At 44.4% G+C, this 19,432-nt stretch carries 19 protein-coding genes; 11 read left to right on the forward strand and 8 right to left on the reverse strand.

All coding sequences use genetic code 11. The annotated features are described in order from the left end of the window. Nucleotides 1–171 precede the first annotated feature (171 nt). The 3 genes from A3729_RS22775 (at nt 172) to A3729_RS31830 (ending at nt 2,309) form a co-directional block, all read left to right on the forward strand. Nucleotides 172–726 (forward strand): NnrU family protein, encoded by a 555-nt coding sequence (locus A3729_RS22775; protein WP_068514618.1) that lies wholly within the window; start codon nt 172–174, stop codon nt 724–726. A 78-nt stretch (nt 727–804) separates the two neighbouring features. Next, a complete protein-coding gene (locus A3729_RS22780; RefSeq protein ID WP_068514622.1) occupies nt 805–2,052 on the forward strand; it encodes an alpha/beta hydrolase in 1,248 nt (415 codons plus the stop codon). A gap of 113 nt (nt 2,053–2,165) precedes the next feature. Next, complete coding sequence (locus tag A3729_RS31830) at nt 2,166–2,309, forward strand: hypothetical protein (RefSeq protein ID WP_156490390.1); 144 nt, start codon at nt 2,166–2,168, stop codon at nt 2,307–2,309. 63 nt (nt 2,310–2,372) lie between these two features. Here the strand turns inward: A3729_RS31830 and A3729_RS22785 are convergent, their stop codons facing one another. Genes A3729_RS22785 through A3729_RS22800 form a run of 4 tightly spaced genes read right to left on the reverse strand, consistent with a single transcriptional unit; the run spans nt 2,373 to nt 5,816 of the window. Next, nucleotides 2,373–3,479, reverse strand: coding sequence for a YafY family protein (locus tag A3729_RS22785; RefSeq protein ID WP_068514624.1), 1,107 nt, complete (start codon nt 3,477–3,479; stop codon nt 2,373–2,375). 25 nt (nt 3,480–3,504) lie between these two features. Then, nucleotides 3,505–4,287: a TSUP family transporter gene (locus tag A3729_RS22790; protein WP_068553420.1), complete on the reverse strand. Its 783-nt coding sequence runs from the start codon at nt 4,285–4,287 to the stop codon at nt 3,505–3,507. Nucleotides 4,288–4,292: 5 nt separating this feature from the next. After that, entirely contained in the window at nt 4,293–5,228 is a 936-nt protein-coding gene (gene ylqF / locus A3729_RS22795) for a ribosome biogenesis GTPase YlqF (protein ID WP_068553421.1), read from the reverse strand. After that, on the reverse strand, nt 5,229–5,816 hold the full coding sequence (locus tag A3729_RS22800; RefSeq protein WP_068553422.1) for a gamma carbonic anhydrase family protein: 588 nt from the start codon (nt 5,814–5,816) through the stop codon (nt 5,229–5,231). It lies immediately after the preceding gene. A gap of 254 nt (nt 5,817–6,070) precedes the next feature. Between A3729_RS22800 and A3729_RS22805 the strand changes: the two genes are divergently transcribed. Then, nucleotides 6,071–8,122, forward strand: coding sequence for a M3 family metallopeptidase (locus A3729_RS22805; protein ID WP_068634313.1), 2,052 nt, complete (start codon nt 6,071–6,073; stop codon nt 8,120–8,122). Next, the gene (locus tag A3729_RS22810; RefSeq protein ID WP_082865221.1) at nt 8,119–8,367 is read left to right on the forward strand and encodes a YheV family putative zinc ribbon protein; all 249 of its coding nucleotides are present in this window, start codon (nt 8,119–8,121) and stop codon (nt 8,365–8,367) included. Before A3729_RS22805 ends, A3729_RS22810 begins: the two co-directional genes overlap by 4 nt. A 21-nt stretch (nt 8,368–8,388) precedes the next feature. Here the strand turns inward: A3729_RS22810 and A3729_RS22815 are convergent, their stop codons facing one another. Beyond that, nucleotides 8,389–8,730 carry a hypothetical protein gene (locus tag A3729_RS22815; RefSeq protein WP_068510893.1) on the reverse strand — a complete coding sequence of 114 codons (342 nt, stop codon included), beginning with the start codon at nt 8,728–8,730 and terminating at the stop codon, nt 8,389–8,391. Between the two features lie 293 nt (nt 8,731–9,023). Between A3729_RS22815 and A3729_RS22820 the strand changes: the two genes are divergently transcribed. Then, nucleotides 9,024–9,248 (forward strand): hypothetical protein, encoded by a 225-nt coding sequence (locus tag A3729_RS22820; RefSeq protein WP_068510894.1) that lies wholly within the window; start codon nt 9,024–9,026, stop codon nt 9,246–9,248. Nucleotides 9,249–9,284: 36 nt separating this feature from the next. Here A3729_RS22820 and A3729_RS22825 read toward each other — a convergent pair whose 3' ends face one another. Together A3729_RS22825 and A3729_RS22830 are read right to left on the reverse strand one after the other, a co-directional pair. Then, nucleotides 9,285–10,727, reverse strand: a complete 1,443-nt coding sequence (locus A3729_RS22825; protein ID WP_068567863.1) for a hypothetical protein — start codon at nt 10,725–10,727, stop codon at nt 9,285–9,287. Continuing rightward, a complete protein-coding gene (locus A3729_RS22830; protein WP_068552795.1) occupies nt 10,724–11,224 on the reverse strand; it encodes an exonuclease domain-containing protein in 501 nt (166 codons plus the stop codon). The genes A3729_RS22825 and A3729_RS22830 overlap by 4 nt, the downstream gene beginning before the upstream one ends. Before the next feature lie 305 nt (nt 11,225–11,529). Between A3729_RS22830 and clpB the strand changes: the two genes are divergently transcribed. After that, nucleotides 11,530–14,106, forward strand: a complete 2,577-nt coding sequence (gene clpB, locus A3729_RS22835) for an ATP-dependent chaperone ClpB (protein ID WP_068634314.1) — start codon at nt 11,530–11,532, stop codon at nt 14,104–14,106. Between the two features lie 53 nt (nt 14,107–14,159). Here clpB and A3729_RS22840 read toward each other — a convergent pair whose 3' ends face one another. Continuing rightward, the gene (locus tag A3729_RS22840; protein WP_082865037.1) at nt 14,160–14,627 is read right to left on the reverse strand and encodes a DUF4124 domain-containing protein; all 468 of its coding nucleotides are present in this window, start codon (nt 14,625–14,627) and stop codon (nt 14,160–14,162) included. 444 nt (nt 14,628–15,071) lie between these two features. Here A3729_RS22840 and A3729_RS22845 point away from each other — a divergent pair, with 444 nt between their 5' ends. The 4 genes from A3729_RS22845 (at nt 15,072) to pssA (ending at nt 19,239) form a co-directional block, all read left to right on the forward strand. Beyond that, the gene (locus A3729_RS22845) at nt 15,072–16,793 is read left to right on the forward strand and encodes an acetolactate synthase 3 large subunit (RefSeq protein ID WP_068510902.1); all 1,722 of its coding nucleotides are present in this window, start codon (nt 15,072–15,074) and stop codon (nt 16,791–16,793) included. A gap of 3 nt (nt 16,794–16,796) precedes the next feature. After that, entirely contained in the window at nt 16,797–17,288 is a 492-nt protein-coding gene (gene ilvN, locus A3729_RS22850; RefSeq protein ID WP_068510904.1) for an acetolactate synthase small subunit, read from the forward strand. A gap of 67 nt (nt 17,289–17,355) precedes the next feature. After that, nucleotides 17,356–18,366 carry a ketol-acid reductoisomerase gene (gene ilvC, locus A3729_RS22855; RefSeq protein WP_068510906.1) on the forward strand — a complete coding sequence of 337 codons (1,011 nt, stop codon included), beginning with the start codon at nt 17,356–17,358 and terminating at the stop codon, nt 18,364–18,366. Nucleotides 18,367–18,453: 87 nt separating this feature from the next. After that, the gene (gene pssA / locus A3729_RS22860) at nt 18,454–19,239 is read left to right on the forward strand and encodes a CDP-diacylglycerol--serine O-phosphatidyltransferase (RefSeq protein WP_197470003.1); all 786 of its coding nucleotides are present in this window, start codon (nt 18,454–18,456) and stop codon (nt 19,237–19,239) included. The last annotated feature ends 193 nt before the right edge of the window (nt 19,240–19,432 follow it).

The raw sequence follows: 19,432 nt of genomic DNA on the forward strand, positions 1-19,432 counted from the left end.
AGGCTTCCTTAAAGGGCGCTGCTTTAACTTCCATATTTGGCAAACTGTGTTTTAGATGCTGAATTCATCAGTATAGGGCTAGCATTTAATAGTGATGATCTCTTATCCTCTGCACTGGAAAATAATACAAACAAAATGATGACCTGAATAAACGCCCTGGGAGACAGATTCGTGACCACACTACTTATTGGACTGATTATTTTTATCGGTATTCATCTTTTACCTACCTTGCCCGAATTGCGACAAAAATATATCGATAAACTTGGAGAACTGCCCTACAAAGGCATATTTGCGGTGATTTCTATAGCAGGTTTTGCTCTGATTATTATGGGTAAGGCCGATGCTCCGTTTATTTCTATTTGGCAACCACCACAGTTTTTGTCACACCTGACCAAGCTTCTGATGCTGCCTGCATTTATTTTGCTTGTTGCGGCCTATATCCCTTCCAACATTAAACGTAGAGTTCGTCACCCAATGTTAGCTGGCGTAAAATTGTGGGCTTTGGGGCACCTGTTAATCAATGGTGATGCGGCTTCAATTCTGTTATTTGGTGGTTTTCTTGCCTATGCTGTAATAGATATGATTCGTGCGAACAAACGGTCAGAATGGGTCAAGCCGGAACCTAAGCCAGCCTATATGACATTTGTTGTTATAGGTGTCGGCGTGATCGCCTATGGTGCTGTCGCGATGCACCATATGCAATTGTTTGGCGTGCCGCTTTTCTAGGTACGTTACGTTTCTTTAGCGAAAGTCTTTTATAGTGTGATTTTGCGGCAAAGCTATCCCTAAGTTGAGGTGGTAAATATGGCGACGTTTGTATTCTTTGTATTCAGTCTCTTGTGTTTGGCAATGGCTGTTAATGTATTGCGTCCCCATTACTCTCATCCGAAATGGATAGTTCTTAGCTTTTTGCTGGGCTGGCTGACCGGAGAGCTGGCTTTGCACGTTATTGCATTTCAGTTGATAGTTGTCTTCCTCTTTGTTGTTTTTGGTGCGGTCGACAGTTTTATTCCAGCCGTGTCATTAGTGATATGTGTGCTTTCCTGGCTGTTTCTAAGTTACCACTATTTTTCTGGTTACAAAGCCAAAGGTCTGATGGATCAGATCGTTATTCCTCATCGTCGTAAGGAAGATAATAGCTCCTGGAGCCGTCATGAAGAGCTTGATACTTTTCGGCTGCTTTATCCCTTCTACAGTTGGACAGATCCCGGTGTGCAAAATATTAAAGACGTCGTTTACCATAAAGTTGATGGTATGAATCTGAAGCTCGATATTCGCCGAGCAAGAACGACCGCCAATTTTGCGCCGGTACTATTTCAGATTCACGGCGGTGCCTGGACTCATGGTTATGGCAGCAAAAAGGAGCAAGGTATTCCGCTTATGGTGGAAATGGCTAAACGGGGTTGGATTTGCGTAGCCATTGACTATCGGCTAAGTCCGAAGGCGACCATGCCAGAGCATATAATCGACTGCAAAAGAGCCTTGGCTTGGGTGAAGGAGCATATTAAGGAGTATGGTGGTAATCCTGACTTCATCGTAACAACAGGGGGCTCTGCCGGTGGCCATTTATGTTCTTTGCTCAGTCTGAGCGCCAATGATGAAAGTCTACAACCTGGCTTCGAAGATGTAGATACCAGTGTGCAAGGTTGTATTCCCTATTATGGTATTTACGACTTGATGAATGAGCAGAATCTGCAACTGACGGTTGGCCTGGATATCATCATGCGCAAGAATATTATCAAACAGACAAAACAAGAAAATACCGAGATATATCGTCATATGTCGCCGATCAATCACATTAATGAAGCGGCACCTCCTTTCCTCATCATTCATGGCGATAAAGATTCGCTGACGTCTCTAGGGGAAGCGCAATACTTTGCCAGTCGGCTAGATGAAGTGTCTAAGCAAAGTGTGGAGTTTGCCGAGATCGCGGGGGCGCAACACGCCTTTGATGTATTCTCTTCGCTACGCAGCGACTATGTATTATTAGGGGTTGCTGAGCGTCTTGAGCAATGGCATCGAGATTTTCTTAAGAAAAATAAAGGAAATTAAAGAAAACTCCTATTTAGCGACAAAATATGTCGCTCCGCTCCATATTATAGATCCTGTACTTACTTAGCAGCACACATTAAATGCTGCTGACCTATATCATCAGGAGATCTAATATGTTCAGAATTAACGCATTCACTCAAAAAGGCACTAAGTTTCGTTTCCGCATCAAAAGCGACAACATTCATAATGTTCGTGACACTTTAAAAGAGATTTTTGAAGGTCAGGATATGCGTTTGGTACTGGTTGAGCCAGTTTAATAGAGGAAGTATGTATTGACGCTAGAGCCAATAGTTTCATGCTTATCTCGTTTAAACTTAATGTCAGTGTTGACGCTTTATATAGTTCGCCCGTATCAAGTCGATGTTATCGATAAGGTCCTGTTTGATGATGTCGGGCGATATCACTTTGGCCTGAGGGCCTAATGACATTAACCAGTTTCTGAGTTGAACCGTGCGCTTAGTTGTAGCACTTAAGCTCCAGTCATCATCGTGAGCGTGATGTAGCTCCTGATCGTGACTGATAGGGTTGTCGTGTAAGTCTTGTATTAAATTGCTGTGTTTTCCCGTCGTAATACTCAGCTCCAGGGTGTAAGTCTGAGCGTCTTGAAAGTCGATTAAGACATCCATATTTCCTTGATCTAGATAGCTTTTTAGCTCGAAATCTTCAGGCACCGCATTTGCGTGACTGCTAACACTTAAGTCACTTATCTTATGAATCAAGAAACTTCGAAAAGCCTCATCGCCCTTTTGCATGTCACCTTCCTTCTTGGCGACTAAATATATTTTCGGCAGCATAATCGCAACGCCGAAAGGATGAACCTCATAATCTTTGAGTTTTCCTTGGCTTTGATAGCTTAGTATCAGGCGTTTGCGATGAAGGATAGCGCTGTATATCCGGTTTAGCATTTCCAGGTCAAAATCGGCAGCCTTTAACTGTTGCCCGCGTTGGAAAAATTCTACGGCGCTAGTCAGGCGTTGATAATGCTTGGGGGAAATCGACTTCTCTTGTTTTAGAAGCTTGTCTTGAGCTTCCTGAAAAATAGATTTAAGGACATTCTGAGTATCAACAGGTAAGACTTGCTTCAGATGCTTTTGGCTTATGGAGAGTGCCAATGCCATGTAGTCAGGCATTTTCTCAAAACTGTAGCCAATAAGAGAATAAGGGTCGAGACGCCAGAGCCGGCTCTTTCCCAGGCCTTTTTCAGTGCTTAGGCCAAACTCGTTATGGTAGTCATTATCGTCTATTTCGTCACCGAGTAGGAACTTCAAGTCACGTTGTACGAGTCTAAACTGGCTTTTTGCTTTGGAGGCCTGAGTATCCAGATAGCCTGCATCACTCAAATGCTGAATAATTTCATCCGTGCCGATGGCGAGGTGCTGCGACTTCAAATAGTTGAGTATTTCTAATCTTCTAAGAAAGGTTTGCATTGGTCCTCACTTTCAATACGGTGGCTTATTGCAAAGCGCGCAACAAACCAATAAAACTGACGAGCAGTAAGACGCTACCCATTACGCGATAGAATACGACTGAGTCGGTTTCTTGTAGTTTTCGGTGAAACTTTAAACCTAACAGGTGGCCAAGAGCCGCGCAGGGTAGCAGCCATAGTTGGTGGGTTAGCTGGAAGTCGACATTCAGATAAATAAAAGCTGCGACTTTGATCGACACCAAAATAAACCATAGGGCAAATAAGGTGTCTCGCAGCTGCTCCTTCTTAACATGTGAGGCGAAAACAGCTGTTAATAAAGGAGCCCCGATGAGTGAGGTACCACTGACGTAACCACCGAGCATTAAAAAAGTGATATCCAGCGACTTAAAACGGCTCTTAAAGGGCTTGTTAAAAATATAAGTGACGGAATAAACCGCGACGATAGAAAATATTATTAAACCCATTACGGTAGCAGGCAAGGTTATGAGCCCAAATACGCCAATAATCTTAGGAATCAGCATAATTAGAAGCGCACGCTTTAGATAGGGCCAATCAATAGCTGATTCGTCTTGTGCGCCCTGGTGTGCATATTTCTTGCGAATCTTGTGATTTTCAAAAAATATTAAGCCCGAAAAGAATAGCAACTGAAGCGAAATGATTGGCAGGTAAAGCAAAGGGTCATTGTGAATTAACAGTAGGAAGGGCAGTGATAGTACTGCTCCCCCAAAGCCTAAGCCTGAACGCACAAATCCACTCCAAATAAAGGTGAGAGCGATTAATGCACACTGAACAAGGCTAAGTTCTGACATTATCTTTAATCAGCGTCCTGATTACGTTTTTCCTTTGCCTCTTCTTCAGCCTGGCGCTTGGCTTCAATCATGGCGCGGAACTCAGCAAGTTCTCGTTCCATCATTTCTGGAGTCTCGAGGCAAATCTGGCCTAGCTTGCCTGAACGTAATTCATTTAGAACAATAGTTGCGGCTTGATATAAGTCGACAATACCACCCGCCCTTAGGCAGCCCCGTTTACTACCGATAAGTTTTAATAACTCCAGCTTATCTTGCTGAAGATCAAAGGTAGAGAAGTCGAGCTTGAAGCGAGTTGCCAAGGCTTCTGGGTAATGGTTTGCCAAATGCTCCAGGGCAAAAATAGCGACGGATTCATATTCCATTGCGGTGTCTTTAACCGCGCCTGTTGCCGCTAAACGATAACCACAGGTTTCGGGTTCGAGTTTTGGCCAGAGTACGCCAGGGGTGTCCGAGAGAACGATGCCGTTATCAAGGTTTATCTTTTGCTGGCGCTTTGTCACCGCAGGTTCGTTGCCAACTTTTGCAATAGCTCGGCCGGCGATGGAATTAATCAGGGTAGATTTACCGACATTGGGAATGCCCATAATCATGGCATTTATGGGCTTATCTGAATCTTGACGATGTGGTGCGAGTTTTCGACATAAGTTGGCGATAGCGCCTTTATTGCTAAGGGTATTAGCACTAATTGCCAAGGTTTTAACTTGTGCATCTTTTTCGAAGTGTTCTTGCCAAGCTTTGACTACGTCTGGATCAGCTAAATCAGACTTGTTGAGAATCTTAATGCAGGGTTTATCTTCCTTAAGCTGGCGAATCATTGGGTTGGAGCTGCTGAATGGAATCCGAGCGTCCAGTATTTCTATCACCACATCTATTTGAGACATGACTTTCTTAATTTCTTTGCGGGCCTTGTGCATATGACCCGGGAACCACTGAATTGCCATCTACTTATCCTGATTCTTAAGAGAGTCTGGACGAGTATCCAAACCTTGTTTTGAAAGGTCATCCATATGCTGGTTTTTCAGTTTGACGTAATTGCTTGCAGTGTACTTGAAAAAGGTTTTTTCCTTGTCACTAATGGGGCGGATCTTTTTTGCTGGGCTGCCACGATACATATGGCCGGACTCCAGAACCTTGCCTGGCGGGACAACGCTACCTGCAGCGAGAATGACCTCTTCTTCTATCACCGCGCCGTCCATAACAATCGCCCCCATGCCTACTAATACTCGATCTTTTACTGTGCAGCCGTGTAGCAGAGCTTTATGACCAACGGTAACGTCAGAGCCAATGGTGAGTGGAAAACCGTCTGGATTATAGGGGCCAGCATGTGTGATGTGTAACACAGAGCCATCCTGAATACTGCTGCGTTCACCAATTCGAATTTTGTGCATATCACCGCGAATCGCGACTAAAGGCCAGATAGAGCTATCGGCTCCGATTTCAACATCACCAATAACAATGGCTGTTGGGTCGACGAAAACTGATGAGTCTAGTTTGGGGGAAAAGTCGAGATAGTTTCTCACGCAGCTCATAGGCTGATCCTCTTGTGATACATCTGGCGGTGTTATTGACGTCGTTGCGACCTAAGTGTTTTTTCGGTTCAACTTGAGGGCAGAGAATACCGAAAATTAGTGATCTTCACCAGTATCTAGCGCTATGCGAGCAAGTTGCTATAGTGAGACTAAGGGCTTTAAAAAATCATCAATGCCCCCATAAAGAATAAATTGTTCCAAGCTGCTTAGCTCGCTTGCCTTAAAAATATACCAAATAGATAGAGTTAAAATTAATGAACCCATTGTTAGCTGATTCGCCACTGCCACTGTTTGAGCAGATTACATTAGAGCACTTTGAGCCCGCATTAGATAAGGTGCTTGCAGACAACAGAGCTTTAGTCGAAAAGCTTGTAACTGATAAACAATATTCTTGGCAAGATTTTGCGTATCCTTTAGAAAGTGCTGACGATCGCTTGAATAATGTTTGGTCGGTTATTTCCCATTATAACTCAGTGCTAAATTCCGATGAGTTGAGAGAAATCTACAAGCGCCTTATCGCTAAATTGACAGAATACGGTACAGAAATGGGGCAGAATAAGGACTTGTTTTTAGCTTATCAGGCCTTGGCTGATAGCGATGAATACGCTGGGCTGAGCCAAGCTCAAAAGCAGTCAATCAAACATACTCTTCGTGGCTTCAAGTTGTCGGGAGTGGCGTTGGAAGATGATGAAAAAGAAGCCTACTCGGCATTGAAGAAGGAGATGTCAGAGCTGACCAACAGCTTTTCGGAAAATGTCTTGGATGCGACACAGTCTTGGACGCTCTATTTTGAAGACGTTGATTCACTTGCAGGTCTGCCAGAAAGTGCACTACAACTGCTCGAAAGCCAGGCAAAAGCCAAGGGACATGAAAAGGGTTATCTGATTACCCTGGATATTCCTAGTTATTTGCCGGTTATGACTTACTGCGATGATGCCAATATCCGTGAGCAGCTATATCAGGCTTATTTGACTCGCGCTTCCGACCAAGGACCTGATGCGGGTAAGTGGGATAATAGTAATAATATCCAACGCATACTCAGTTGCCGTCAGGCGCTTGCTAAGTTGCTGTCGTTTGACAATCATGCCGAGCGCTCCTTAGCGACTAAAATGGCAGACACGCCAGATGAAGTGATTGAGTTTTTAGAGCAGCTTGCAGGCAAGGCTATTGATTACGCAAAAAATGAAGTAGAAGAGCTTAAAGCCTATATGAAAGAAGAGTTCGGTGTGGCTGAACTGAATCCCTGGGATGTGGGCTATTATTCCGAAAAGCTTCGACAGGCTCGTTTTGATATTTCGCAAGAAGCGTTAAAGCCATACTTCCCAGCACCAGTGGTTCTGCAAGGCATGTTTGATGTGGTTCAGAAACTGTTTGGCATTGAAGTCAAAGAGCGCCCTGAGGTGAAAACCTTCCACCAAGATGCTCGCTATTACAGCATTTATAGCGAGGGTGAAGAAGTAGCTGGTTTCTATCTGGATATCTATGCCCGAAAAGACAAACGTGGTGGCGCCTGGATGGCAGACTGTCGTGCACGCAGACGTTTGGCCGATGGCTCTGTGCAAATGCCGGTAGCTTTCTTGGCGTGTAACTTTACACCGCCTGTTGCGGATGAGAGCGGTAATCTGGCAGATAGCTTGTTAACTCACAATGAAGTGACGACACTGTTCCATGAGTTCGGACATGGTTTGCACCATATGTTAACCAAAGTCGATGTTGCTGGGGTATCAGGTATTTCTGGGGTGCCTTGGGATGTGGTTGAACTGCCAAGTCAGTTTTTGGAAAACTGGTGCTGGCAGGAAGAATCGATAGCTATGATCAGTCGTCACTACCAAACAGGAGAAGCGCTGCCGAAGGATATGTTGGATAAGATGCTAGCAGCGAAACACTTTCAAAGTGGCATGATGATGATGCGCCAGCTTGAGTTTGCCTTGTTTGACTTCCTCTTGCATAGAGATTACTCAGAAGCAGATAACACCGATGTGCAAGCAGTGCTGGAGTCTGTTCGAGAGCGAGTTGCGGTAATTGATTCGCCAGAATATACGCGTTTTAGCCACTCCTTTAGCCATATATTTGCTGGTGGCTATTCGGCGGGTTATTACAGTTATAAGTGGGCAGAAGTCTTAGCAGCAGATGCGTTTTCCCGCTTTGAGGAAGAAGGTGTCTTTAACGTGCAAACGGGTAAAGACTATAAAGAAAAAGTGCTCGAAGTAGGTGGTTCAATTGAAGCGATTGATATGTTTACCAGCTTCCGCGGTCGTAAGCCAAGTGTTGAGCCATTGCTTAAGCAGGCGGGAATCAAGGTATGACGCAGAAGATAACCAAGCGCTTTATCGCAGGTGCCGTATGCCCTCGTTGCGGTGAGATGGACAAGTTAGTGACGTATTCATCTGATGAAGGCACCTTTAAAGAGTGTGTCGCCTGCGACTTTACTGAGAAGCAAATAGCACAAGTTGAAATGTCAGAGCTTGATACGCGGGTTAATCATATCCCCTCAGGCCCTGATGACGAGCAGGCTCAGATAGTCCAGATTGTTGAGCTTAAGCCGAAGTAATTGTTCGCTTGAGCTAGGCCACTAAACTTCAGATTGTCCCTCTAATATAGCGATTATATTGGATAAGGCTTCCCTCATATCAGCCATAGTTTGTGTGCGTTTGATAATGGTAGGAAGCTGATCTTCCAAATTAGTTAATTTCGGAGGGATACGTCGAATGCCTTCGGTAATAAATTCATAGGGATAATGGTGGTCTTGTATGCTGAGCTTATTAAGCTCGGCAATTTCCTGGGAAAACTGGCTAATAATGTCATAGATAATGTCTTTGTGTTCGAGTGAGGACGCCTCCCAGTAAGCCGCATCCAATAGCTCGTGAAACGCGAGAAACTCATTCATAACATTTGAAATGGCAGGTTTAGGCATGACCTTTGGCTCCTGAGAACATCAGTTTTGACATATTTGTATATAAGAAAGCCTAGCAGAAGAGGCTGTAAAGGTAAGGCAGGCAGTAATAAATTTGTCGGTCACTGTTTCATAAGTGCCCAGTTTTCTCGACCAATGATACTCTCGCTTACATAGTGAAAAGCTATGCGAGCACTTCTGTTCATTGAAACAAACGATTACGCAAGCTTACCCGATAATGTTAAGTCCTTCATATTGCTTAAACCTTAGCTGCCTATACTGATAGTTCTTTCGGGAATATAGAGACTCTGACTATGAGAACATTACGTTTGACCACGCTTGATAATCAGCGTCAGCGTTTAGAGCGGGAAATAATAGAAACGAAGAAAAAGATTGTAGCAGCTAATGAGGGCGCGTTTCCTGACCTGGGTTTAGTTAAGCAATTGAGAGATTCTATTGAGCGAAATATGCAACTTATTTCAATGATTGATCAGCATCGACCCGCAAGAATCTCTAAGCTGAAAGCGAAGGTGATTTAGGGTAAGTGTAAAACTTACCCTGATTCACAAAAACAATTACTGTCGCTCAGGAATAGCCGTTCCCTGAAAGATAAACAGCGGTGTGGGCGATGTGTAAATGACGTTGTCATCCTCGTCTAAGAGTGGCTCTCCATCTTCATCTGTCTGGGCAATATACTCATAGCCAGGGTCTTCATAACTGTTAGCGGGGACAGCGACGTTATTTTCCTGATCTTCTTCACTTTGCAGCTCAAAAAGGTCTTTCGAAACATTGTAACTTTCACAGCTCGTTGGATTGTAGATGAGTTGCTCGCGTGTCGGGTTGGGGTTGTCGTCGCCCTGAGGTATTTCTGTTTCTCTATCATCTTCTAAAGCTTTGTAGATGGCAGTACTGAACTTCGATACATAGACGCGAATTTCTGCATTAGGGTAGTCTACCTCTACTTTTAAGCGCTGCAAGTCTGTCAGCGCATCATTACTGCCATCGCCAATTGTGAATGAGTTGGAGATGACAGTATTTCGCTCGTCGGCTTCATCGTGCTCTGTTAGTGAGTCACCATCATCGTCAATAAGGTCGAAGCAAGCAGGGTGCTCGATTTCTTTGGTAATCGAGCCGTCAGGGCATGTGACGACATTTTCTTCATCATCATCGAGGCATGTTTGATTTAATAGGGCGTACCCCAGAGTGCCATATTTTGACTCCAGGTAGTCTTCGTCGACAGTAAGAATTTGGGGTGGTTCTTGATGGATTACCTTGATCTGCCTTACTTTCGCTTCACTGAATCCGGACTCTTTGAAATTTTCAGGCGCGATCCGGTCTAGAGCGGCAAATTGAATTTCATCATCTGTTTCCACAGTCGGATCTTGGTCGAAAGCTATTAGAACGGTTTGATCAACCTTATTATCTATTTCGACAAAGGCTGAAGGGATGTAAGTCAGGTCCAATGAGGCGCTAAACTGATCTAGAATATTGAATGAGTCATCTTCACGGAGAAACTCTATCTGATCATTGCTGTAGGTGCAGTGTCCGTCATCGCTGCTGATTGCGGAGGACATTTGCTCCTTAGCTTCGACGAATGTTTGAACAAGTTTTTCGCTGTCGATGGCAGCAATAAGGTTTTCCATAAAATCTAGGGGGTTGTTTGCTGATTCTACGGTTCCCTCGTCATCTAGTGTGTAGTTCATATCTGCGCTGATCTGTTGCAATATAAAGTCGCGGACGGCTTCCTCGTCAGCTGAAAGGTCAGATAAAATTGGGTTACCACTAGCGTCAATAGATTTAGATTGCAGGCCTTTAAAGCTATTAATGAAGTCCTCAAGGTAAAGTTTGTATTCGCTATTTTCTTCATTTGCGAGTACTTCGTAGCTTTGGTTTTGAACTATCTGCCTTGTTGGCAGATGGGCTTGGCATAGCTGCTCGGTTGTTTGGAAGGTCGGTGTACAGGCCGCGAGTACTGATAGTGCAGAAAGGCCTGCGAGCGTATTTCTTAATAATTTCATTTAAGCTGGGCTCCTAATTTCTGCCAGGTTTTATGAAGTATGTAAGCATCATTTGCAGCGCGGTGCCGAACAAGCTGTAGCTCATCTATAACGCCAGCTCTGATGTCCTGCCATCTATCGATTTGCTCTTCATCGAGAATTGATGAGAGGGAGTCTAGATGGAAGTTGGGTTTGCATTTTGCCGCTTTAAATAGGCGATGAAGCCAAAAACTATCGAAGGCCCAGGCATCGCAATATACATCCCCACTAAGTAGATCATTAAGTTCGCGAACAACCTGGCTAATCTCAGCGCCTTCTTGTTGAAGTTGGTCTTTACTGATTCCATGTATTCGCGCGGCTTTTTCTGACCAGTCTTTCCATAATACGTGCGGTTTGATCAGCCAGCTTCTGGTGCTGCCATCAGCCAGGCAAACACCTACTTCAATAGGGTAGCTGGATAGGAGGTCTAGGCTGGAAGCTTCGAAGTCAATAAAAACAGGGTTGTTGTCGCTAGGCATCTAAGGGTATTCGCGTGAGTAGGTAGTGGGTCGGCTGGTGAAATTGGACGCCGATATAATCCGGCCATATTAATCGTTAAGCAAAGGCTCTGCAATTACTGTACGAGTTTGGTGTGATCTTGACCATAAAAAATTGATTACCACTCGGTTAGTTTCTGTAGAAGTGGGAGTATTTTTATTGATTTGTGTCAATAAATTGGCGCAATTTATGTGTTGGGCCTTGAAAATGTCCAGGCGAGCCTTATCTATGTCATAACGAAGTTTACTGAACTTAGATACTATTGATTCCTTCGGGGGGATAACTTATGAGAATTGATCGTTTGACGAGCCGTTTGCAGGTTGCGATATCAGATGCGCAATCTATAGCCTTGGGAAAGGATCATCAGTTTATAGAGCCGGTGCATTTGATCCAGGTTCTAATTGACCAAAATGGCAGCGTATCCGCCTTATTGAGACAGCTTTCTGTAGATGTAAAACAATTTAGAACTGAGCTTGGTCGTCTGGTTGATGAATTACCGACCGTCGAAGGTGCAGACGGTGATGTGCATATGTCCAACGACCTGGGGCGAATGCTGAACATTGCTGATAAGTTAGCGCAGAAAAAAGGCGATCAGTTTATTTCAAGTGAGATGGTCTTACTTGCTGCGACTGGTGATAAAGGTGCTTTAGGCGCTTTGATGAAATCTTATAAGGTAGAAAAAGCTGCTTTAGAAGAAGCGATTGACCAGGTGAGAGGAGGTGATGGCGTGAATGATCAAGGGGCTGAGGAAAATAGAGAGGCATTAGATAAATTTACGGTTGATTTGACGGCTAGAGCCGTAGAAGGAAAACTGGACCCGGTTATTGGTCGTGATGATGAGATTCGTCGCACGGTGCAGGTTCTTCAACGTCGACGTAAGAATAACCCCGTTTTGATAGGTGAGCCGGGTGTCGGTAAAACAGCTATTGTCGAAGGTTTAGCTCAACGAATTGTAAACGGTGAAGTACCTGACGGCTTAAAAGATAAGAGAGTCTTGTCCTTGGATATGGGGGCATTGATTGCCGGGGCTAAGTTTCGAGGTGAATTTGAGGAGCGCTTGAAAGGTGTGCTTAATGAGCTGAGTAAGCAAGAAGGGCAGATAATCCTCTTTATCGATGAAATTCATACCATGGTTGGTGCTGGTAAGGCAGAGGGCTCAATGGATGCGGGGAATATGTTGAAGCCTGCACTTTCTCGAGGTGAGCTGCATTGTGTTGGCGCTACTACGCTTGATGAATATCGTGAATATATAGAGAAAGATGCTGCCTTGGAAAGGCGTTTCCAGAAAGTTCTAGTAGAGGAGCCGGTTGTTGAAGATACCATTGCTATTCTGCGCGGTTTGAAAGAGCGTTACGAAGTCCATCATGGGGTAGAAATTACCAATAGTGCAATTATCGCTGCAGCCAAGCTTTCTCATCGCTATATAGCTGATCGCCAATTACCGGATAAGGCGATAGATTTGGTTGACGAGGCAGCAAGCCAAATTCGAATGGAGATGGACTCAAAGCCAGAAGCTTTAGATCGCTTGGAGCGCCGTTTGATTCAAATGAAAATCGAGCGGGAGGCGCTTAAGAAGGAGCAGGATTCTTCATCTAAAAAGAGCCTTGTAGAGCTGAATGAGCAAATTTCTGAACTTGAAAAGGAATTTTCAGATCTGGAAGAAGTCTGGTTGGCAGAAAAGGCAGCTCTGCATGGTTCCCAGAAAGTTAAGAGTCAGTTAGAGCAGGCTAGGGTCGAATTGGAGAGTGCTCGTCGAGAGGGTGACTTGGCATTGATGTCGGAATTGCAGTACGGGAAGATTCCCGAATTGGAGCGCCAGTTGGATATGGCGAGCCAGGCTGAAATGATGGGTATGACCTTATTACGTAATCGAGTGACCGAAGAAGAGATAGCAGAAACAGTATCGAAGTGGACGGGTATTCCGGTCTCAAAAATGCTGGAGGGCGAAAAGGATAAGTTGTTGAGAATGGAAGGTTCTCTGCATGAGCGGGTAATTGGTCAATCTGAAGCAGTGCAAGCGGTATCCGATGCAGTACGTCGTTCTCGTGCGGGTTTGGCTGACCCTAATCGTCCAAATGGCTCCTTTCTATTTTTGGGGCCAACAGGTGTCGGTAAAACCGAACTTTGTAAAGCCTTGGCGAGTTTCCTCTTCGATACTGAAGATGCGATGGTTCGTATCGATATGTCCGAATTTATGGAAAAGCATTCGGTGGCTCGCCTAATTGGCGCTCCTCCTGGATATGTAGGCTATGAAGAAGGTGGCTATTTGACAGAGTCTGTCCGCAGGAGACCCTATTCGGTATTGCTATTGGATGAGGTGGAGAAGGCACACCCGGATGTGTTCAATATCTTGCTTCAGGTATTGGAAGATGGTCGTTTAACTGATGGTCAAGGTCGTACTGTCGATTTCAGGAATACGGTTATTATCATGACGTCTAATTTGGGTTCTGATGTTATCCAGGCTATGGGAATGGAAGGCGCGGGTTATGATCAGATAAAGAATGCTGTCATGGATTCTGTATCGGCTCATTTTAGGCCGGAGTTTATCAACCGTATTGATGAAGTGGTGGTCTTCCATGCTTTGGGAGCCCAGCAAATTCAGGGTATAGCGCAGATTCAATTGAAAGGCTTAAGTAAGCGTTTGTTAGAGCAGGATATTACCTTGGAGTTTGAGGCGGATGCTATGGCTAAGTTGGCCGAAGCCGGGTTTGATCCGGTTTATGGGGCAAGGCCTCTAAAGCGAGCTATACAGCGTTGGGTTGAGAATCCATTGGCTCAGAATTTGTTGGCAGGTGATTATGTGTCGGGTGACACTATAGTAGCGAGAGCTGAAGCAGATGAAATAGTGTTTGAAAAAAGGTAGTAAGGCACCGAGCTTTTGGTATGGTCTAAAGGCTCGGTGTCCTCCGTATTGTATTATTGGCAGTAGTCTTCAATTTGTTTTTGGAAGTTTGCCTTCTTTTCGTTGATCTCTTCAGGGCTTAGGAAGCGGGTGACGCCTTCTTCAACAACTGTTATGCGGCTAGTTTCAGCAATAACTCTAAGGTTTTCTCTGATTGCTTTACATTTTTCTTCAATCTCAATTTTTCTAGCTTCTTCTTGAGCGATCCCTTGTCGAACTTGCATTTCTTTGGCTGTTTTTTCATCGATAGCTTTTGCTTGGTTTTGTGCGCTGGTGCGCTGTGATGCAGTGCTAGTTTTAATTTGAATACTGGTCGACTCGGTATGGTTTGGTTTCTTGTCCGTATAGTGAGTGTTGCCGTTACTATCGACCCATTTATAGACTTCAGCCGAAGTTGCTATGGTTGTAGCACAGCTAATTAAAAGAAAAGCGCAAAGCTTTAAAGTGGTTGTGAATAATGCGCTGTTCAGTGTGAGCGTCATGGTTTCGATTTCCTGTCAGATCATAGAATTTTGGTCAATTGACATTCTAACTATAAACCATAGACGGTTTTTTGGACGAGAAAAGCCGAAAAAATACAAAACTGGGTCAAAAAAATGCAAATTATATTGACTCTAATGATTTAAGTGTCAGAATTACGGGTTGCTTTTTCTAGGGTTTTACAAGTGTCGTTTTTCAACGTTAATCGTTTGACGGTAATAGTATCCCCCAGCGTATTTGAGCTTCTTACTTTGCTTGATAGAAAATGTAAGAGGCAGTGGTAAAACAGGAGTCTAGCATGACATAAAAGTGCTGGACTTTATGGCGAAACTCTACGCCAAATTTACCATCAAAGTAACGCTAGATTGCATCCAGTGCACTTCCAAAAGAAGTGAGAGTTAACTCGGATTAAGCTTCCATAAACTATTTAACAGAAGGTAATTATCGTGGAGCTATTATCTGGCGCCGATATGATTGCTCGTTTTTTACAAGACGAGGGTGTCGAGTACATATACGGTTATCCTGGTGGTGCAGCGCTGCATATTTATGATGCGCTTTTCAGACAGGATAAAGTTGAACATATTTTGGTTCGTCATGAGCAGGCAGCTGTTCATATGGCGGATGGTTACGCGCGAGCGTCTGGTAAGGCGGGTGTCGTGCTCGTTACGTCTGGACCTGGTGCGACGAATACAATTACAGGTATTGCTACAGCCTTTATGGATTCTATTCCAATGGTTGTGCTTTGCGGGCAGGTGCCTTCAACCTTAATTGGTGAAGATGCTTTTCAGGAAACCGATATGATGGGCGTATCTCGTCCTGTTGTTAAGCATAATATGGCTGTAAGGCATGCCTCAGAAATACCAGAGGTCTTGAAAAAGGCTTTCTATATTGCGCAGTCGGGTCGTCCGGGGCCGGTTGTTGTGGATATTCCTAAGGATATGACGGCGCCAAATGAACGTTTTGAATACGTTTACCCCAAAAAGGTGAAGTTGCGTTCTTATACGCCGCCGGTAAGAGGGCATTCTGGTCAGATTAAGAAAGCGGTCGATATGTTATTGGCAGCTAAGCGTCCGGTAATCTATGCGGGTGGTGGTGTTATTCTGGGGCAAGCATCCAAGCAGTTGGTAGAGTTGGTTGAGCGCTTGAATTATCCAGTAACCACAACGCTAATGGGTTTGGGTGCATATCCTGGTACTGGTGAGCATTCTCTGGGAATGCTGGGGATGCATGGTACCTACGAAGCCAATGAGGCAATGCATAATTCCGACTTGGTTTTAGCGGTTGGTGCTCGATTTGATGATCGAGTGACGAATGGCACTGACAAGTTTTGCCCGGGGGCAAGAATTGTTCATATCGATATTGATCCGGCAAATATTGCAAAAACAGTTAAGGTTGATGTGCCAATCGTTGGGCCGGTGGGATCAGTGCTTAATGATATGTTGGCGATTCTGGAGGATGCAGAGGAAACGCCAGATCAAGAGGCTTTGGCTTCTTGGTGGAAGAGTATAGATGGCTGGCGTGCTCGTCACGGTGGTCGCTACGACCCTTCGACCGAGGAAAGCATTAAACCGCAACAAGCGATCGAGGCGATGTATAGAGCGACGAAAGGTGATGCTTACGTTTGTTCTGACGTCGGGCAGCACCAGATGTTTGCAGCTCAGTACTATAAATTTGATAAGCCAAATCGTTGGATTAACTCTGGTGGTTTAGGGACGATGGGTTTTGGTTTGCCAGCGGCAATGGGGATAAAGCTTCATTATCCTAATGAGGAGGTTGTCTGCGTAACGGGTGAAGGCAGTATTCAGATGAATATTCAGGAACTGTCGACCTGTAAGCAATATGACTTGCCGGTGAAGGTTTTAATACTGAACAATCAGGCTTTAGGGATGGTTAAGCAGTGGCAGGATATGAATTATGAATCGCGCCACTCTCATTCGTATATGGAGTCCTTGCCAGATTTTACTAAGTTGGTGGAATCATATGGTCATGTTGGTTTGACTGTCACTAAACTTAGCGAGCTGGATACGACGATGGAGAAGGCTTTTGCGATGAAAGATCGTTTGGTTTTCATCAACGTTTATGTTGATCCGAAAGAGCATGTTTATCCGATGCAAATTGCGCGCGGATCTATGAATGACATGTGGTTAAGCAAAACGGAGAGGACTTAAGCCATGCGTCGAATAATTTCAGTTTTGTTAGAGAATGAGCCGGGAGCTCTGTCGCGTGTTGTAGGGCTGTTTTCACAGCGAAATTATAATATCGAGACATTAACTGTTGCGCCGACGGATGATGGTACGCTGTCTCGTTTAACGGTTACAACTTCAGGCTCCGACAAGGTCATTGAGCAGATTACCAAGCAGCTAAACAAGTTGGTTGAAGTGGTGAAGCTGGTTGATCTGACGGAAGGTGCTCATATAGAGCGCGAGTTGATGTTGGTTAAGATTAAGGCAGCGGGCTCTCAAAGAGCAGAGATTAAGCGTTGTGTTGATATCTTTCGTGGTCAGATAGTGGATGTTACTAGTTCTGCCTATACGGTACAGATCACAGGTAATAGCGACAAGTTGGATGCATTTATTGCTTCGATAGCTGAAGGAAGTGTGCTCGAGGTGGTTCGTTCGGGTGTTTCAGGTATTGCGCGTGGCGAGAAAGTGCTAAGTCTATAGCGTGTTGTTTAGTAAAATTTTAATTAAGCGTCGATTTATTTCGACAAGAGAAAAGTAGAGGATTGTCATGCAGGTTTATTACGATAAAGATTGTGATCTATCGATCATTAAAGGTAAGAAAGTTTCAATTATTGGTTATGGTTCGCAAGGTCATGCTCATGCCTGTAACTTGAAAGATTCTGGTGTTGATGTAACGGTTGGTCTACGTGCAAATTCTTCTTCTGTAGCGAAAGCGGAAGCGCATGGTTTGACTGTTAAGCCGGTTGCTGAGGCTGTCTCTGGTGCTGATGTAGTAATGATTTTGACTCCAGATGAGTTTCAGTCTGTTTTGTACAAAGAAGAAATTGAGCCAAACATTAAGCAGGGTGCTACTCTAGCATTTGCTCATGGTTTTGCTATTCATTATAACCAGGTTGTGCCTCGTGCCGATCTTGATGTTATCATGATCGCTCCAAAAGCGCCGGGCCACACGGTTCGTTCAGAATTTGTGAAGGGCGGTGGTATTCCAGACTTAATCGCTATCTATCAGGATGCAACGGGTAAGGCTAAAGATGTTGCGCTATCTTACGCTTCAGGTGTAGGTGGTGGTCGTACGGGCATTATCGAAACAACTTTCAAAGATGAAACTGAAACTGACTTGTTCGGTGAGCAGGCTGTTCTTTGTGGTGGTGCTGTTGAGTTGGTTAAGATGGGTTTTGAAACGCTTACTGAAGCGGGTTATGCGCCTGAAATGGCTTACTTCGAATGTTTGCATGAATTGAAGTTGATCGTAGACCTTATGTATGAAGGCGGTATCGCCAATATGAACTACTCAATCTCAAACAATGCTGAATACGGCGAGTATGTAACGGGCCCAGAAGTTATTAACGAAGAGTCTCGTGCAGCGATGCGTAATGCGCTTAAGCGTATTCAGAATGGTGAGTATGCGAAAATGTTCATTTCAGAGGGTGCAACAAACTATCCTTCAATGACTGCGTACCGTCGTAACAATGCTGCGCACCCAATCGAGCAGGTTGGTGGTGAGCTTCGTAAGATGATGCCATGGATTAACAAGATTGTTGATAAGAGCAAAAACTAAACATTAGTTGTTTTTGCAGGTAAGATAAGGCGGCTCTCTGGTTTTTCCAGAGAGCCGTTTTTTTATGTTTAATGATGAGAGTTGATGATGAGTGATATGAATTCAGAAAAGCAGGGTGATGTAGAAAAGGAAGAGGTGAGCGAGTCGCCGGCTCATCGTTCAAAGCTGGGGCGAGGGATCTATCTGTTGCCGAACCTGTTTACAACAGCTTCGTTGTTTTCTGGATTCTATGCGATCGTCGCTGCTATGAATGGTCATTTTGATAATGCAGCAATTGCCATCTTTATATCAATGATTCTGGATGGCTTAGATGGTCGTGTGGCGCGTATGACGAATACGCAGAGCGCTTTTGGTGCAGAGTACGATAGTTTGGTCGATATGGTTGCTTTTGGTGTGGCACCCGCTCTTGTCGCGTTTACTATGAATTTGCATACTTTGGGTAATTTGGGGTGGATTGCGACCTTTATCTATGTGGCGGGTGCTGCGTTGCGTCTAGCGCGCTTTAATACACAAATTGATGAGGTGGATAAGCGCTACTTTATAGGGCTTCCAAGCCCTTCGGCGGCGGCAATTGTGGCTGGCTTTGTATGGGCGGCGCATCATTACGAGCAGTCGGGCTGGTTAACTGCGTTAACGATGGTGATAGTTGCGGGTGCAGGGGTGTTGATGGTGAGTAATGTTAAGTATCACTCCTTTAAAGAGTTTGATATGAAAAGAAGGGTTCCGTTTACTACCTTGCTTATTATAGTTCTGGTTTTTGCGGTCATTGCGTTAGAGCCGTCGCTAGTACTGCTTGGGGTCTTTGCTTTATATACTTTATCTGGGCCATTTAATGCGTTACTTGGTCGCAATAAAGTGACTGAAAAGTCTTAATTACATTCGCTAACATAAAAATGTAAAGAAAGTTTGATAAAGGTGTTGACCTAAAGAATCAGCTCTATATAATGCGCACCTCCTTAAGGCGAACCGCTTCGAAAGCGGCGAAGTTTGAAGGAGATAGAGGATAAATTAAGTGATTAAAATCAGTAATTTATCTTCGCTTGTTAAAGGTTTTGGTTTTCGGTTT

Source organism: Oleiphilus sp. HI0043 (assembly GCF_001634935.1).

What these genes read in the sequence shown, in the direction of transcription:
- A3729_RS22810 (WP_082865221.1), top strand. Translation starts at nt 8,119, where the DNA reads ATGACGCAGAAGATAACCAAGCGCTTTATCGCAGGTGCCGTATGCCCT.
- A3729_RS22820 (WP_068510894.1), top strand. Translation starts at nt 9,024, where the DNA reads ATGAGAACATTACGTTTGACCACGCTTGATAATCAGCGTCAGCGTTTA.
- A3729_RS22840 (WP_082865037.1), bottom strand. Translation starts at nt 14,627, where the DNA reads ATGACGCTCACACTGAACAGCGCATTATTCACAACCACTTTAAAGCTT.
- ilvC (WP_068510906.1), top strand. Translation starts at nt 17,356, where the DNA reads ATGCAGGTTTATTACGATAAAGATTGTGATCTATCGATCATTAAAGGT.
- A3729_RS22830 (WP_068552795.1), bottom strand. Translation starts at nt 11,224, where the DNA reads ATGCCTAGCGACAACAACCCTGTTTTTATTGACTTCGAAGCTTCCAGC.
- A3729_RS22815 (WP_068510893.1), bottom strand. Translation starts at nt 8,730, where the DNA reads ATGCCTAAACCTGCCATTTCAAATGTTATGAATGAGTTTCTCGCGTTT.
- A3729_RS31830 (WP_156490390.1), top strand. Translation starts at nt 2,166, where the DNA reads ATGTTCAGAATTAACGCATTCACTCAAAAAGGCACTAAGTTTCGTTTC.
- A3729_RS22780 (WP_068514622.1), top strand. Translation starts at nt 805, where the DNA reads ATGGCGACGTTTGTATTCTTTGTATTCAGTCTCTTGTGTTTGGCAATG.
- ilvN (WP_068510904.1), top strand. Translation starts at nt 16,797, where the DNA reads ATGCGTCGAATAATTTCAGTTTTGTTAGAGAATGAGCCGGGAGCTCTG.
- A3729_RS22790 (WP_068553420.1), bottom strand. Translation starts at nt 4,287, where the DNA reads ATGTCAGAACTTAGCCTTGTTCAGTGTGCATTAATCGCTCTCACCTTT.
- clpB (WP_068634314.1), top strand. Translation starts at nt 11,530, where the DNA reads ATGAGAATTGATCGTTTGACGAGCCGTTTGCAGGTTGCGATATCAGAT.
- A3729_RS22825 (WP_068567863.1), bottom strand. Translation starts at nt 10,727, where the DNA reads ATGAAATTATTAAGAAATACGCTCGCAGGCCTTTCTGCACTATCAGTA.
- A3729_RS22800 (WP_068553422.1), bottom strand. Translation starts at nt 5,816, where the DNA reads ATGAGCTGCGTGAGAAACTATCTCGACTTTTCCCCCAAACTAGACTCA.
- A3729_RS22805 (WP_068634313.1), top strand. Translation starts at nt 6,071, where the DNA reads ATGAACCCATTGTTAGCTGATTCGCCACTGCCACTGTTTGAGCAGATT.
- A3729_RS22785 (WP_068514624.1), bottom strand. Translation starts at nt 3,479, where the DNA reads ATGCAAACCTTTCTTAGAAGATTAGAAATACTCAACTATTTGAAGTCG.
- pssA (WP_197470003.1), top strand. Translation starts at nt 18,454, where the DNA reads ATGAGTGATATGAATTCAGAAAAGCAGGGTGATGTAGAAAAGGAAGAG.
- ylqF (WP_068553421.1), bottom strand. Translation starts at nt 5,228, where the DNA reads ATGGCAATTCAGTGGTTCCCGGGTCATATGCACAAGGCCCGCAAAGAA.